Raw genomic sequence first — 16,228 nt, 5'->3', positions numbered from 1 at the left:
CATACTTGGTTAACAAACACTATTAAACTGTTGCTAATAGTTGGTTACCAAGCATTGTTTAACTGGAAAAGTTTGGATTAGTGTCCATTAATTTTAGATTGCCCCACTAATACACCTTTTAAAGTTGCAATGCTAGGTTGACGAGACTTAGTGATGCTCAGTATTTGAGAAGGCTTATTTTGGATAGAACATATTCTGCGGAGTGGCCGAAGTGGGCAGTTTTAGCCTTGCAGCATGCAGTTACTATCTCCAAAGTATTTGAACAATTTCGGCTACAGTATATTCAAAGTATTCACCTTTATCGTTTATGTTCCTTTGAAAGAGTTTAGGGGTGTACGAATTAAAGTTCCTTTCCAAGAACAACTTATAATAATGGTCTAGATGATATTTAAAAAGCTCTTTCAACGAACCGTCTTCGGGGGAGGTGTAGATGTCGGTTTTAAGTCTTTTTACAATCTCATGCACTTCGTCCATAGTGATATTGTGTACGCGTTGAGGTTCGGGTAGCACAATTTTGAAGGCCAAAACCTCGGCACCTTCTTCTTCCCACCATTCCCAAAGATTAAATTGCGCCATGTCTTTCCCCGTAAGCTGATGAAGAAAGTTGGCCAATTTGTTATATTCCACCAAGTCTTCGTCCCCGTTTTCATCGCAATACTCAGTATAGCGCATTATAGCTCTAAGGACAATGGGGTAGTGTCTCTCTACCGTTTCGAAGTCGGGTTCAATCTCTTTTCTTAGTTGCATATCCGCAATGTTGTTGATGTATCTTCTTTTAAATTGGCACGACTATTACATGAAGACGCATACAGATAAACAAAGTATGGTTAAGACCATTTTATAGTGACTATTGGGCAGCGAAATAATTTTCTAGTTGGCTAATTGAAGCGGAGTCTACCGTTTTGAAATCGTGGATAATGCACCCCTTTTCCAGTAAGATAATGCGACTAGAAATATCGATGGTGTGTTGCAAGTTGTGGCTAGAAACGATAATTGTGGTGCCTTCGCGTTTTCCAAACTTAGTGAGTATAGCCTTTAATGCATTCTGACTGCTTGGGTCGAGAAAGTTAAAAGGCTCGTCGAGAATAATAAAACGTGGTTGAGAAAGCATTGCAGCAATGATGCCCACCTTTTGTTTGTTGCCCGCCGAGAGGTCGCGTATCAACTTTTTTTGGCCAAGAATTTCACCACCCATGAAGTTTTCAAACTGTTGAAGTGTTTGTTGAACGGTGTCGTTGTCGATATTAGAGATGCTAGCAATAAAGTTGAAATATTCTTCGGGTGTGAGATAGTCTATCAAGAAACCCTCATCGATGTACACACCTGTGTGTTTTTTCCATTCTTCGTTTAGTGCTGGGTTCACTCCTTCTAGGCTCACCTCACCCTCATCAGCCTTTACCAAATCGGTAAGCAATCTAAAGAGTGTTGTTTTACCTGAGCCGTTATTACCCACCAGTCCTACAACTTCGTTGTGAGACAATGACAGTTCGGGGATGGAAACAGCCGTTTTAGCCCCGTAAGATTTGATAAGGTTATTGATGTTAACTTCCATCTTGAGTATTTGATTAAATTATTTCTCCTCCCCGCAACTATTTATGCGAGGAGGAGAATATGTAGGCAAGAGACGTGTAGCCCTTTATTGGGTTATACGATGCCTCTGCCGTGGCAGTCTTTAAATTTCTTTCCGCTACCGCAAGGACAAGGATCGTTTCTTCTTGGCATTTGATCTTTCATCACAGGCGTGCGTCTTTGTTGCGTTTGATTTTCGCGTGTGTCGTGCTCTCTAGCTGCTCTTTGAGCCTGTTCGTCGAGGTCGACTTTTGTTTCCGTGTACTGTTGTTGTTGTGGAAGTTCGGGGGCGGCCTCTTGAACTTGATGTTCAACGTGCAGTTGTGCACGCATCAGCATGCTTGTTATGCGGTCGTTCATTTCGTTAACCATGTTGTCGAACAGTTTCACACTTTCGAGTTTAAATACCAATAGCGGGTCTTTTTGTTCGTACGAAGCATTTTGCACGCTGTGGCGTAGTTCGTCAAGCTGTCGCAAGTTTTCCTTCCAACAGTCGTCGATGATGTGCAACATGATGTTCTTTTCAAACTGCTTGATAACCGATTTAGCTTCCGTTTCGTAAGCCTCTTTCAGGTCGCACACAATCTGTACGATGCGTTTGCCGTCGGTTATGGGCACAACTATGCGTTCGTATCTTTCGCCTTCCAGTTCGTAGACATCCTTAATGGTGGGGTAGGTCATCTTTTGCAGGTTGTCGGTCTTGCGTTTAAAGGTTTTCATCGCCGTTTGGAAAGTCTTCTCTTGCAATTCTTCGTGAGGTGTGCTGTTGAATTCTTCTTCGGTGAAGGGGCACTCCATGGCGAAAATTTTGATGAAAGCTTCCTTGCAACCTTCGTAATCGTTGTTTTGGATGATGCTTATCACGCGGTCCCAGATAACGTTGGTGATGTCCATGCCGATGCGTTCGCCCAGCAAGGCGTGGCGTCGTTTCTCGTAAATCACCGTACGTTGTTTGTTCATCACGTCATCGTATTCAAGCAAGTGCTTACGAACACCGAAGTTGTTTTCTTCAACTTTCTTCTGTGCGCGCTCGATACTCTTCGAGATCATAGGGCTTTCGATACGTTCGCCCTCTTTAAATCCGAGTTTATCCATGATGCTTGCGATACGCTCGGATGCGAAAAGACGCATTAGTTTGTCTTCGAGCGAAACGTAGAATACAGAAGAGCCGGGGTCGCCTTGACGGCCGGCACGTCCGCGCAACTGTCTGTCTACGCGACGGCTTTCGTGCCTTTCGGTACCGATGATGGCCAAACCACCAGCAGCTTTTACTTCGGGCGACAGTTTAATATCGGTACCACGACCTGCCATGTTGGTGGCAATGGTCACAGCACCCAGTCCGTTGGTAGACTGTCCGGCCTTTGCCACGATGGAAGCCTCCTTTTGGTGTTGCTTGGCATTAAGCACTTCGTGGTCTATCTTGCGCATGTTGAGCATCTTGCTAAGCAACTCGGATATTTCAACCGATGTTGTACCAACGAGTACAGGTCGTCCTTGTTTGCGCAATTCGTCGATTTCGTCAATTACGGCAGCGTATTTCTCTCTAGCCGTTTTGTACACACGGTCGTCCATATCATGGCGAGCGATGGGTCGGTTGGTAGGAATTTCCACCACATCCAATTTGTAGATGTCCCAAAATTCTCCAGCTTCGGTAGAGGCAGTACCCGTCATACCCGAGAGTTTGTGGTACATACGGAAATAGTTTTGCAGGGTAATAGTGGCAAAGGTTTGTGTAGCGGCTTCCACTTTCACGTGTTCTTTAGCCTCTACAGCCTGATGTAGTCCGTCGCTCCAACGGCGACCCTCCATGATACGTCCCGTTTGTTCGTCGACAATCTTCACTTCGCCATCAATAACCACATATTCGTCATCCTTATTAAACATGGTGTAGGCCTTAAGCAGCTGTTGCAGGGTGTGCACACGTTCGCTTTGGATGGCGTAGTAGCTCAACATTTCGTCTTTAACATTAACCTTTTCTTCATCGCTAAGAGTTTTATTGGCTTCTAGATCCGAAAGTTGGCTAGCGATGTCGGGCAAAACGAAGAGCTCGGCGTCGTTAACCTGCTTGGCCAACCATTCTGTACCCTTGTCGGTAAGGTCGCACGAGTTTTGTTTTTCATCAACAACAAAGTACAAAGGAGCCACAGCTTCGGGCATTTTGCGGTTGTTGTTCTCCATGTAAATCTCTTCGGTCTTAAGCATTCCTGCCTTGATACCTTCTTCAGAGAGATATTTGATGAGCGGTTTGTTCTTAGGCAACGACTTGAAGGAGCGGTAAAGTGAGAGGAAACCCTCATCCATTTTCTTTTGGTCGTTTTGTTCCTGTCCTTCAGAAATAAGTTGTTTAGCCTCTGCCAAGTATTGCGTAGCTAGCTTGCGCTGAACATCTACGAGGCGTTCAACCAGCGGTTGATATTCTTCAAACATCTGGTCGTCGCCCTTGGGGATAGGACCTGCGATGATAAGCGGCGTACGGGCATCGTCTATAAGCACTGAGTCGACCTCGTCGACGATGGCGTAATTATGTGCCCTTTGCACCAAGTCTTCGGGCGAGTTCGACATATTGTCGCGCAGATAGTCGAAACCAAATTCGTTGTTAGTACCAAAAGTAATGTCGGCTAGGTAGGCTTTGCGACGTTCGGGCGAGTTGGGGCGATGTTTATCGATACAATCCACCGACAATCCATGGAATTCGTAGAGCGGGCCCATCCACTCCGAGTCTCGCTTAGCCAAGTAGTCGTTCACCGTAACCACGTGTACGCCATTGCCAGTGAGCGCGTTTAGGAATACGGGAAGCGTAGCCACGAGTGTCTTACCCTCACCAGTAGCCATCTCTGCAATCTTTCCTTGGTGCAGAGCAATACCGCCAAAGATTTGCACGTCGTAGTGAATCATTTCCCACTTGGTTTCGTTTCCGCCAGCAACCCAGTGGTTAGCGTATATCGCTTTGTCGCCTTCGATGCGCACGAAGTCTTTGGTGGCGGCCAAATCGCGGTCGAAATCGGTAGCCGTAACCACAATTTCTTCGTTCTCGGTAAAACGTCTGGCGGTGTCGTGCATAATGCCGAACGCCACGGGCATCACCTCGTTGAGGGCCACTTCGTACACTTCGAGAGCCTCTTTCTCCAACTTGTCAATCTGATTGAACAGCGACTCGCGCTCGTCGATGGGCGTTTCTTCAATCTGCGCTTTCAGTTCGGCAATCTTTTCTTTTTGTTCTTTAGCCGAATTTTGCACTTGCGCCTGTATCTCTTTCGTTTTGGCGCGTAGCTGGTCGTTGCTAAGAGCCTTCAATTCATCGTAAGTGGCCTTCACTTTTTCGACAAGCGGTTGGATGAGTTTCATGTCGCGCGACGACTTATTGCCGAAGAGCGCTTGGAGGATTTTATTAAAATTCATTTTCGTTGTATTATCTGTGTTGTGTGATAAATGTTTGCATTTCAGGCGATAGCTAACGAAGAGCTGTACCACATCTGCTTTTGGCATTGCGCCTTAATGTTTGCAAAATTACAAATAAATTGTTTTATATGATGCGATGTTGAGCAACAATTGGCCTACATCGTTGATTTATTTGAGCGGAAGAGCCGGCACAACACAGGCATTCGGCGCTCTAATGCGAATAAAACGCGCAATAGTGGGCGCAATGCTATTGGTGGAAACAGGCGTAGAAATGGCTTTTGGTTTTACGCCAGCTCCGTAAATAATGATGGGGAAGGGCATGTTGGCCAGGCTGGGCAACTGTTCTTCCTTTGTCTCTTCGTTATAAATTCTCCATCCTGGAGTAATTTTTACGATAATATCTCCGCTAACGGCATGGTTAAAAGCGTTGCGTGTTTTGGTGGAAACGCTATTGTCGAGCAGCAATTGGTCGGCTGTGTACACCTCTTTAACTCCTGCAATCTGCACTAAAAACTCGCGTGCGTGGCGCAACACTTCGCTAATATTAATGCGTTTTTGCTCGAGTATGGTTTTGTTAATGTAGATTTCGTTGTTCAAAACGCCATCCACTAGTCGGTTAATACCATAGATGGCATTGAGATACATGTTAAGAAGGTTGGCCGTTCGGTTGATATAGAACGTGCCAGTGGGTATGTTATATTTGGCGTAATCTTCAATGTTGCTTTGCGAACGACCTGTGGATGTTAGCACAAAGAGCACATTGTCCTTGCCCACCTTTTGTTCGATGTTTAGTATCAGGTCGGCTAATGTGCGGTCTAATTCTCTATAAGCAGCCTCTCTTGCTAGCATGGCGTTTGTTTCGGTAGCGACATTTCCAGCCGAAAGCGTAACAAAAAGCAGGTCGGCATAGGCATCACGCCCCATAGCGTGGTCGTTAATGCAATCTAAAGCTAGCTGACAGGTGGTTTGGTTGTCGTTTTTCTTGGCTGTTCCTTGTTTAGGTATGCGCAGATAAGCATCGAGCCAGGTTTGCGCATTGCGAGGATAGAAGGCCGAAGTTTTCCAAGTTCGGGAGGATTCGTCCATCCAAAACACCCCATCGGCAGCGTGTCCGCCGTGCAAAACGGCAGCATCTTGGTTTGCAGCCACCGAGAAAACGAGTGCGTTTCCATTACTAGCCATTTTCATTTCGTCGCCAATGGTCGAAGCCATTACATTGTTTGGCGATACCATCAATTTCTTGTCGAAGGTGCAACCCACAGGGCGAAGTGTTTCGCGACTAATCCATCGTTCAGCAGTTATGCCGTTGTCGGTGGGCGAAGCGCCTGTGGCGATGGCTGTAGATGCCGACGCAAGGTTTACAGGAGCAAAGTCGTATTGGGCATTTTCGTACACCACACCTTCGTTAAGCAACTTTTTAAAACCGCCATTGCCGTAAAGTGCGGCAAAGTGTTCCATGTCGTTGCTGTTCAGTTGGTCGATAGTGATGCCCACAACAAGTCGGGGGACGGCCGTGTTAGGCTGTGCCTCGCATTCAATGTTGGCAAGTGCGGCCAACGCAAAGAGGGTTATGTACTTGTTCATGCCCTATGATGTCTATACAATAAATATAAGTATCTAATGAGCAAAGATAGTGCCAAAAATACGATTCCTTCGGCATAGTGTTGGAAAAAGCCCCCAATAAAGAAAAGAACGATTAGTATGCACCATATTTTTATGCCCTTGAAAAATTGCTTTTCTTTGTCTTTTTTCAGTGCCTTATATATATATAATAAGGTGTAAGGGCAGAAAAACAATATTTGGAAGTTAATTCTTACGGTGGGATGTTGTGAAAAGATCATCACAAAAAGCAGCAAACCCACCAGTCCACAGAGCAAAAGCCACAAGGCATCAAACCATGCGAAGCGAGTGTTTAGTTTTGCTTCGATGGCCGTTGTACTAAGAATGATGGCTGCAAGAACCAGCATCAATGCTGTGGGCGACAAAGGAAAGGCAGAACTTGTGGTTTGAACCCCAGGTTTAACCACCCATCCCGACGATAAAACCAGTTTTCGTTTGATGTTTGTTCCGTTGCTTAGCCTAGCCCCCTCAAAATCTCTCATCAGGTTGGCTGGTAAAAATTGGCGTTGCGATCGGTTGATAATCAAATCGGCTTGTACCCCCAAAAGCATATCGTTTCCAAACCTAATCCACGGCGTTTGGCTTGCGCATTGGTGTACAATCTGCCTATACGATGTGCCTATATTTTTTTCTGGGGTATAGTTCACGCGAGCTTGCAGATGGTTCACAATCATTTCTCGTGCTCGTGTGGTGCAATTATCATAGAAGTAATTGTATCGGTAAACGCGATTTTGCGGCTCGTAGTTGGTGTCAATGGCCTTAACGATGGCTAATTTCTCTTCGGGAGTTAGGTTAAGCTCCTGCTCGTACACGCCACTTCCATACGATGCATATTGCGCACAGAAAGCATCGAATGGTTCAATGCCCATCTCGTAGTCGGTAAGTCCAAACACAAAGCGCAATATAAAATAGGGCTTGTTAAACGAGAACATGCCATAGTTGATGGCCAAGTCGGTTCCGCGCGCCGCATCTTGGTATCTAATAGCGGTGTGTCCATATATGCTATATACCTCATCATGTGGCTGGCAGGTGAGCAAAGATATGCGAACATTGTCCATATCTTTTAAGTTTAATGAACTCTGAGCCAGTGTTGCAAGTTGAAAAACAAAGATTGCAACAGCCACTAAAAGCGGTCTTAAAAGTAATATTATTGGTTTCACGATGCAAAAATAACCTTATTTTTGAACATTTGATGCGATTATATCGTTTTTTTTCGATAATTTTGCCCCTAATTTGGTGTGCCATATCAAGTCGATGTGTTTTTCGCCGCATTTTAAAAGGACAAAAGGGGCTTTGCGCTCCACAATAAATATATAATTCAGAATGAAGAAAGTAATTGGCATTGTCTTAGCATCTACCGCATGTTTAGCGGCTTTTGCACAGAGTGGAACTAATTCTCCCTACAGTCAGTTTGGGTTAGGAACATTGTCCGAGCAGTCAAGTGGTTTTAATCGAGGCATGAACGGGCTGGGTTTAGGCTTCCATGAAGGCAATCAAGTGAACTATCTTAACCCAGCATCTTATTCGCGTCTAGACTCGCTTACGTTTCTATTCGATGCTGGTTTGTCGTTGCATCTCACCAATTTCGCTGAAAATGGTGTGAGACGTAACGCCAAAAACGCCAATATAGAATATGTGGTGGCAGGCTTTAAGGTTGGTAAACGTCTAGGTTTTAGCTTTGGTTTGATACCTTTTACGAATGTGGGTTACGACTATTCGTCGACAAATACGCTCACTAGTACGTCGGGAAATACCACGCTTACCAATACTTATAGCGGTACAGGATCACTTAGACAAGCTTACTTAGGTGCGGGATGGGAACCGATTAAGGGTTTAGCAGTTGGTGCTAACGTGTCTTATATGTGGGGAGACATCGACCGTAAGTTTGTTAATAGCTACAGTGATGCCAGTGTTAATACGCTAACACAACAGTTTACGGCAGATATACGCACCTTTAAGCTGGATTTTGGTGCACAATATACTGCCAAATTGTCGGCTAAAGAGAATATTACCCTGGGTGTAACCTTCAGTCCTGCACATAAGATTGGTGGCCATCCAGAGTTGAAAAAGATATTAACCAACTCGCAAACTAGCGTGTCGGACACCACGTCTTATGGGGGTGGTTTCGATTTAAGTCTGCCTAATACCTTTGGAGTAGGTGTTATGTGGAGTCACAACGATAAGCTAAAGCTGGGTGCTGATTATACATTGCAGCAGTGGGCAAATGTGCAGTTTCCCACATTCGAAACCGTTTCGGGCGCTTCAACCTTTGCACTTCGTGACAATCAGTTTAGTGACAGGCATAAAATTACACTCGGAGGAGAGTATTGCCCATCAGCATTTAGTCGCAAATTCTTCAATCGCATTCATTATAGAGCAGGTGTTTCTTACGCCACTCCTTATATAAAGGTGAACGGAAACGATGGACCAACTGAGATAAGTGCTAGCGTGGGCTTCGGTGTGCCCATTATCAACGTGTTCAATAATCGTTCGTTCCTTAATGTAAGTGCGCAGTGGGCACACTCTTCGGCCAAGAACTTTATCAGTGAAAACGTGTTCCGTATTAGCGTTGGACTAACCTTCAACGAATTGTGGTTCAGCAAATGGAAGTTGGAATAACCCCAAAACTATCCCTTACACCCATCGCATGTACACCTTGTTCAGAACTTCGGGCCTAGCGTTTGTGCTTTGTTGCTTCGTGGCTTTCACCTCTTGCGAGCAGGCTGTGGAACATACTGCACCCGCAGTTAACCCCAAAGACTCTGCTGCAACGATGATTAGCTACGGCGTCAACACGCTTATCTCTGATTCGGGCGTGGTGAAATATCGACTTGTTACCGAACGCTACGAGGTGAATCAAGTAAAAAATCCCTCGAGATGGATCTTTGATAAGGGCGTATTTCTTGAAGAGTTTGATGAAAACTTTCATGTGCAGCTATATATACAATGCGACACAGCTTACTACTACGACCAAAAACGCTTGTGGGAATTGCGAGGAAGGGTGCGCGTGAAAACCAAAGATGGCGTGCGTTTTTATAGTGAAGAACTCTTTAGAGACGAAAACAAACGCGAACTCTACTCCAATAAGTTCTCACGACTCATCACTCCCGACCGCCAGTTGCAGGGCAACTACTTTAGAAGTGACGAACGCATGACGCGCTATTACGTATCCAATTCAAAGGGTTCGTTTGCTCGAACCGACATCGCAGGTAAAAACGATACGCTCAGCTCGGCCCCAGATACTCTCAAAGAGGCCGTTCGCCCATCGGCAACACCTCAACGCCGGTCTGTACAATGATTCTAACCGCTGGTGCTAAGGCTATGTCCTGCACTTCAGCCCATAACAAAAGACAACTCTAAGTTCGCTATGGACGACCCTATTAGTATAAGCCTTGTTCTCGGAATACTTGTAACAATGGTGTTCTCAGCCTTTTTTTCGGGCATGGAAATAGCCTTTGTAACAAGCAATCGCATGCTCGTTGAGATGAACAAGGAGCGCAATGGCCTCTCGCAAAAGGTGCAGGCGGTGTTCTTTAAAAACCCTAATAACTTTGTTAGCACAATGCTTGTGGGTAACAATATTGCACTTGTTGTCTACGGAATTCTTATTGCCAAACTTTTCGATAACACCATTTTTCGAGGGATGGAAGCCAGTTTCACCGTGCCGGCAGATACCATTCTCTCAACACTTATTGTGCTTTTCACAGGTGAATTTTTACCCAAAACATTCTTTAAGAGCAATCCTAATCGCCTGTTCGCGTTCTTTGCCGTTCCCGCTTATTTGTGTTATCTGTTGCTTTGGCCCCTTAGCCGCTTCTCTACGCTGCTTGCGCGTTTGTTGCTACGACTTTTTGGCATGAAGGTAGAGAAAGAAAACGAAAATATTCTCTTCTCAAAAACCGATTTAGATTATCTTGTTCAGGCCAGTCTTGATAGTGCCAAGAGCGATGATGACATCGACGACGAAGTGAAAATCTTTCAAAACGCACTGGATTTTAAAGATACAAAGGTGCGCGATTGTATGGTGCCACGTACCGAAATTAATTCGGTTGACCTTAACGACTGTAGCATCGACGAACTAACACAGAAGTTTATCGAAAGCGGAAACTCAAAAATTATTGTCTATCAAGATGATATTGACCATATTGTGGGCTACATTCACTCTTCAGAGTTGTTTAGAAATCCCCAAAAATGGAAACAACAAATACGCAAAATGCCTTTTGTACCTGAGACAATGGCTGCGCAAAAACTGATGCAAACATTCCTTGTGCAGAAAAGAAGCCTTGGGGTGGTGATTGATGAATTTGGTGGAACCAGTGGAATTGTGTCGCTCGAAGATATTGTTGAAGAGATATTCGGCGATATTGAAGACGAACATGATAGCCAAAAATATGTGGCTAAGCAAACTGCTGATGGCGAATACGTGCTCTCGGCACGCTTAGAGATAGACAAAGCCAATAATATGTTCGACTTAGACCTGCCTGAAAGTGATGATTATATGACCATCGGCGGCCTAATTTTGCAGCATTACCAAAGCTTCCCAAAAGTAAATGAAGAGGTGAACATCGGCCCTTATCAATTCAGAATTCTTAAAAATGCAACCAACAAAATAGAACTCGTAAAGCTAAAAGTAAGGCATTAACACCACTTTTTACGCGAAACGTTAAAGAATATCATAACTTTTTCGTATTTTTGTGCGCATTTTAAAGGCATCAGCCCTTGTTAATCGTTTTTTACAGCGATGGCGATGGCGATGAAACAACATACCGGGCATACCCAAACAAAGCTTGAATAAATAAATTAAATAACTAAAATAATAATGGCAGTATTAGGAAAAATTAGAAGCCGTGGCATGATTCTCATCGGAATCATTGGTTTAGGCTTGTTGGCATTTATTGCCGAAGAGGCTTTCCGCTCTTGCGAGGCCACTCGAAACAACCAGCGACAGCAGGTTGGCGAAGTGTATGGCGAGAAAATCAGCGTTCAAGAATTCCAAAGAATGGTGGACGAATACGCTGAAGCTATCAAAATGCAACAAGGACAAGAAAACCTGAACGACGAGCAGCTTAACCAAGTGAAGGACATGGTTTGGAATAGCTATGTGCAAAACAAACTTGTGGAGAAAGAAGCCAATGAGTTGGGACTTACTGTTACCGACCAGGAAATGCAAAACATCCTGAACCAAGGCACAAATCCCATGCTGATGCAAACGCCTTTCGTAAACCAACAGACTGGACGTTTCGATGCTAGTTCGCTCAAGAAGTTCTTGGCCGAATACAAAAACTCTAAAACAACAAACCCACAGATGGCTCAACAATACGAGTCGATTTATAAATATTGGACGTTTGTTGAAAAACAATTGCGCACACAACTGCTTGCGCAAAAATACCAAAGTCTGCTGGCTCACTGTTTTGTTTCTAATCCTGTTGAAGCTAAAATGGCCTTCAAGGAAGAAAACGAAGAAAGCCAAATCCAATTGGCTGCATTCCCTTACACCAGCATCGAAGATAGCAAGGTGCAAGTGAGTGAATCAGACCTTAAAGCTAAATACGATGAACTGAAACCTCGCTTCAAACAATATGTTGAATCACGCGATGTGAAGTACGTTGATATCTTAGTTGAACCCTCTGCTGCAGACAAAAACGCTCTTAAAAAACAGTTTGCTGAGTACACAAAGACTCTTACCGAAGCTGCCGACCCCAGTGAAGTGGTGCGTAGAAGCACATCTCTGGTTAGCTACTTAGGCTTGCCCGTTGGTAAAGAGGCTTATCCTGGAGATGTTGCCATGCGTCTCGACTCGATGGCTGTTGGTTCTGTTTATGGTCCTTTTGAAAATGCACAAGACAATACTTTGAACCTTATTAAGCTTGTTGCTAAGGTTCAGTTGCCCGACTCGGTTGAATATCGTCAAATTCAAGTGGGTGGCGCAACGCCCGAAGCTGCCAATAAAACAGCCGACTCTATCTATGCAGCGCTTAACAGCGGTGCCGACTTCGAAGCTTTGGCTAAGAAATACGGTCAAACTGGCGAGAAAACATGGATGACCACTAGCCAATACCAGATGGCTCCATCATTGGATAAAGACACCAAAGACTATATCAACAGCCTCAACACCATGGGTGTAAACGAGCTGAAGAATATCAAATTGCCTCAAGGAAACATCATCGTACAGGTGCTTAACCGCAAAGGTATGGTAACAAAATACCAAGCTGCTGTGGTAAAACGCACTATCGATTTCTCTAAAGAAACCTATCGTGCAGCTTACAACAAATTTAGCTCTTTTGTTAGCGCTAACCAAACAGCTGCCGACGTAGAGAAAAATGCCGCAAAGAGTGGCTATCGTGTACAGGAAGCAAAAGAAATAACCACCTCGCAACACTACTTGGCTGGCATTCACAGCACGCGCGAGGCCCTTAAATGGCTCTTCGATGCTAAGCAAGGCGACGTATCTCCTCTCTATGAGTGTGGCGATAACAATCACTTGCTGCTTGTAGTGCTCGATCGCATCAACCCCGTGGGCTATCGTAGCCTTAACGACCCTCAAGTAAAAGAGATGGTTAAGGCCGAAGTGATTAGAGATAAGAAAGCCGAACAAATCGTTGCCAAACTAAATGGTGTAACAAGCATCGCTGCAGCTAAGACTAAGGGCGGTGTGGTAACGCCTGTTAACCAAGTTACTTTCGCTTCGCCTGTGTTCCTAACAGCTACTGGTGCTAGCGAACCTGCACTTAGTGGCGCGGTTGCTGCTACTGCTAAAGGTGCATTCTCTAAGACTCCTGTTAAGGGCAACGCTGGTGTTTACATGTTCCAAGTAACAGGTCGCAGCATGCGCCCAGTGAAGTTCGATGCAAAAGAAATCGAACAACGCTTACGCCAACGTGCTATGCAGTATGCTGGTAACTTTATGAACCAGTTATACATCAACGCTAAAGTGGTAGACAACCGCTACTTGTTCTTCTAAATCATTGCTACAACACGGCGCTTAAAAGTTGCTTCGATTGTTGCTCAACATCTAATTGGCTTTTAACGCCATGAAATAACAACATTGTTTGCATCGTGTATATGATGCATACAGTAACGATTTACCATCAACGTTATGGCTCCGAATTAATTTCGGAGCCATTTTTTTATTTTATAACATGAATACAAAAGAAATGTACCCCTGGCGCACGTTCGCCTCGTTCTTAGTTGTGCTATTCTCTATGCCTTTAGGTCATGCGCTTATGATTCTTATGGAGCACTACCTACAAGGCTCTCTCCTTCATTATTGTGGTTTTCTTCTAGGCTTTATTGGTCTTGTAATGGTTATCGTTGGCGTCTTTGTAAAGGGCGACACGCGTCAAACCATTTGGGGCTTGCTCGGCGGTCTGCTCTTTTGGACAGGCTGGGTAGAGTTTCTTTTCCTTTATTATGCTCGCCGTTATGGTGTTCAACCCGAAATAGAGAATGGCGAAGTGGTTACCAAACCCGAATATCTTATCATGCCCGCATCCTTTGGATTGTGGATGATGGTGATGGTGATGTACATTTTCAGTACGCGCAACGGCTGTGATTTTATTACTTGGATACAAAAAGTTTGTTTCCGCGACCAGCGCAAAGTTATCGTGGCACAGCCTATGACTCGCCATACCAGCATTGTTACCTTTATGGAAGTAAACATGATGCTGTGGGGTTGTTATTTGCTTTTGATGTTTTGTTACGACAAGAATTTCCTTGGCGACCACCATCCCGTTACCTTCCTCATTGGTCTAGGTTGCCTTGTTGGCTCGATTTTCATGTTCAAGCGCCAGTTGTATTTGGCCTCTTGGGGAGCCAATATCCGCATGGCCATCGCCACAGTTATCGTCTTTTGGACGCCCGTTGAGATATTGGGACGCATCAATTTTTTTAAGGAGTTTTGGACAGAACCCCAGCATTATATCTTCGAGTTGTCTTCCATCCTCGTTGTTTTCATTGCCCTGCTGCTGTATCTTTGGATGAAAGGGGCAAAGAAAAAGAAGGTATAACATGTCGCTTGCCTTGCTCTATGCAGCATAGGTATAGCAATACGATATTAACGACAAGTGCGTTATACACTTGCTTGTAGGGTTCAAGTAGTGTGTAAACGCACTTATCATATTCAACTTACAGATAGCTGAGATATAATGCAATCGATTTATACAGCCCTTGTAAGTGTTCTTTCACAGCTTATGCCATGTTACTTACATCACAATAATACATGCTTGCGTGATAAAGGCTTTGCAATAAGTTGTTGGCATCTTTAAGTGTAATACCATATAATACCAAAGATAAGAAAAAATGGGCTTACGCACTTTTTAGGGCAGTACCAAAGTAATCTAAGTCATTATCTGCAGCCATATAAACGAATATAGCGTTTTTCTCGGAATACCTAACTATGTCATCATCTTCAGAGCAACTCAATAATAGCACTGACAAAAGACAACATAACATAAATTTAGTATGTATCATTCCTATTGAAATATCTTAAAGGTGTCAATTCCCTTCATTCCCGAAGTTGTATTAATAAACCAAATCTGTCCGGAGTTCCTTACAAAAGACTCAGGTTGTATTTCTCCATAAAATTTTATGTCTAAACGAGCTAGACCTTTGTACTTTTGACATTTTAAATCATAGTCGTTATAGTCTACAAATAGGGTTTTGCCATGGCTATATTCCTCTTTGTAGAAATTCATTATTGCTCGAATAGTATACTGTGTAGGTTTAATGCCAATATTCTTAGCATAGGTACTTTCTACGGTTGTAAGCTCCCCATTCACACAATCTCCAATACTTAGCAAAATATAGTACTGGTTAATTTTAGAAAGTTCAGGCTTTAGTAAATATAAAACAGGAATACCTTCTGAATTAATAGGAGTTGGACTTTCTTTTACAACCTTGGTTTTATCTATCTCATTTAAATTGGTGAAATTATGGTACTCTTTTAAATCCGCAGGGTTATGGAACACAAGAGGCTGGTTACCGATTACGGCATATTCTAGGACGGTCGATGACAAGTTTTTGATTGAAAGAAAATCTGCTCCGTTTTCTTGATAGTCTCTTTTCAAGGTAAGCTGGCTAAAAACGCTTTTCCCCGAATGTGTACCAACAATACTGTCATAGGAGACCAAGACGTTCTCTCCACCAATCACGCAAGGAGTAGAAAGCCTCTCTGTTTTGACTTCGTTTTGACCATTATTGCCCAATATACTATAATGCACTTCCACTTCTCCGGGAATATCATCTTTTGTGGTTATTGCAATATAATTATGCCGAAGAATAGTTGTTTTGCGTACTCCTTCCTCTAAATCAACCTTTGTACATTGGGAAGACAATATTGTAAGAAAAAGCCAAACATACAATTGTAAAGAGAAGATCTTCTTCATTTTGTTACATCTTTAAATTAATCCCAAACCATTAACCAAGGATTCCACCAATCAACCTTTGTATAGTTGTCCCCATTCTTCTTGTCTCCTGGCATGCCTACTTTTGCACCATTATCTATTATCTATCCTTAATTCCGCAACACTATTATAAATTAAACTTTTTAAGTACCTGAACAACAAAAAGTTGCTCAGGATTTAGCCTTGTCAGAATTTTCACTTATCTTAGTGTTGCAAAAAAACAAGAGAATCCGACGATA

General features: G+C 43.7%; 11 protein-coding genes. 5 read left to right on the top strand and 6 right to left on the bottom strand.

Translation table 11 applies throughout. The features are described 5' to 3' along the window. Positions 1-243: 243 nt before the first annotated feature. The 5 genes from QME03_RS07690 to QME03_RS07670 form a co-directional block, all read right to left on the bottom strand. Positions 244-747 (bottom strand): hypothetical protein, encoded by a 504-nt coding sequence (locus QME03_RS07690; RefSeq protein WP_281723985.1) that lies wholly within the window; start codon positions 745-747, stop codon positions 244-246. A 100-nt stretch (positions 748-847) separates the two neighbouring features. Further along, positions 848-1,552 carry an ABC transporter ATP-binding protein gene (locus QME03_RS07685; protein ID WP_281723984.1) on the bottom strand — a complete coding sequence of 235 codons (705 nt, stop codon included), beginning with the start codon at positions 1,550-1,552 and terminating at the stop codon, positions 848-850. Positions 1,553-1,644: 92 nt separating this feature from the next. Further along, entirely contained in the window at positions 1,645-4,968 is a 3,324-nt protein-coding gene (gene secA, locus QME03_RS07680; protein WP_281723983.1) for a preprotein translocase subunit SecA, read from the bottom strand. A 168-nt stretch (positions 4,969-5,136) separates the two neighbouring features. After that, on the bottom strand, positions 5,137-6,552 hold the full coding sequence (locus QME03_RS07675; RefSeq protein ID WP_025817178.1) for an alkaline phosphatase family protein: 1,416 nt from the start codon (positions 6,550-6,552) through the stop codon (positions 5,137-5,139). Continuing rightward, positions 6,549-7,748: an Lnb N-terminal periplasmic domain-containing protein gene (locus tag QME03_RS07670; protein ID WP_410521763.1), complete on the bottom strand. Its 1,200-nt coding sequence runs from the start codon at positions 7,746-7,748 to the stop codon at positions 6,549-6,551. The genes QME03_RS07675 and QME03_RS07670 overlap by 4 nt, the downstream gene beginning before the upstream one ends. Positions 7,749-7,911: 163 nt before the next feature. On the opposite strand from QME03_RS07670, the gene QME03_RS07665 reads away from it, so the two are divergent. The 5 genes from QME03_RS07665 to QME03_RS07645 all read left to right on the top strand — a co-directional run bounded on the left by QME03_RS07665 (position 7,912) and on the right by QME03_RS07645 (position 14,594). Then, complete coding sequence (locus tag QME03_RS07665; RefSeq protein ID WP_281723981.1) at positions 7,912-9,207, top strand: outer membrane protein transport protein; 1,296 nt, start codon at positions 7,912-7,914, stop codon at positions 9,205-9,207. Between the two features lie 28 nt (positions 9,208-9,235). Further along, the gene (gene lptC / locus QME03_RS07660) at positions 9,236-9,886 is read left to right on the top strand and encodes an LPS export ABC transporter periplasmic protein LptC (protein ID WP_281723980.1); all 651 of its coding nucleotides are present in this window, start codon (positions 9,236-9,238) and stop codon (positions 9,884-9,886) included. A 69-nt stretch (positions 9,887-9,955) separates the two neighbouring features. Then, positions 9,956-11,230 carry a hemolysin family protein gene (locus QME03_RS07655; protein ID WP_281723979.1) on the top strand — a complete coding sequence of 425 codons (1,275 nt, stop codon included), beginning with the start codon at positions 9,956-9,958 and terminating at the stop codon, positions 11,228-11,230. A gap of 177 nt (positions 11,231-11,407) precedes the next feature. Then, positions 11,408-13,549: a peptidylprolyl isomerase gene (locus QME03_RS07650; protein WP_281723978.1), complete on the top strand. Its 2,142-nt coding sequence runs from the start codon at positions 11,408-11,410 to the stop codon at positions 13,547-13,549. A gap of 178 nt (positions 13,550-13,727) precedes the next feature. Further along, positions 13,728-14,594: a hypothetical protein gene (locus QME03_RS07645; protein ID WP_281723977.1), complete on the top strand. Its 867-nt coding sequence runs from the start codon at positions 13,728-13,730 to the stop codon at positions 14,592-14,594. Between the two features lie 465 nt (positions 14,595-15,059). On the opposite strand, the gene QME03_RS07640 is transcribed toward QME03_RS07645, so the two are convergent. Continuing rightward, entirely contained in the window at positions 15,060-15,971 is a 912-nt protein-coding gene (locus tag QME03_RS07640; RefSeq protein WP_281723976.1) for a hypothetical protein, read from the bottom strand. Between the last annotated feature and the right edge of the window lie 257 nt (positions 15,972-16,228).

The sequence above is a fragment of the Hoylesella shahii genome (assembly GCF_937990675.1).
GTDB classification, from domain to species: Bacteria; Bacteroidota; Bacteroidia; order Bacteroidales; family Bacteroidaceae; genus Prevotella; species Prevotella shahii.
This window is presented reverse-complemented; position numbering and strand designations above follow the sequence as displayed.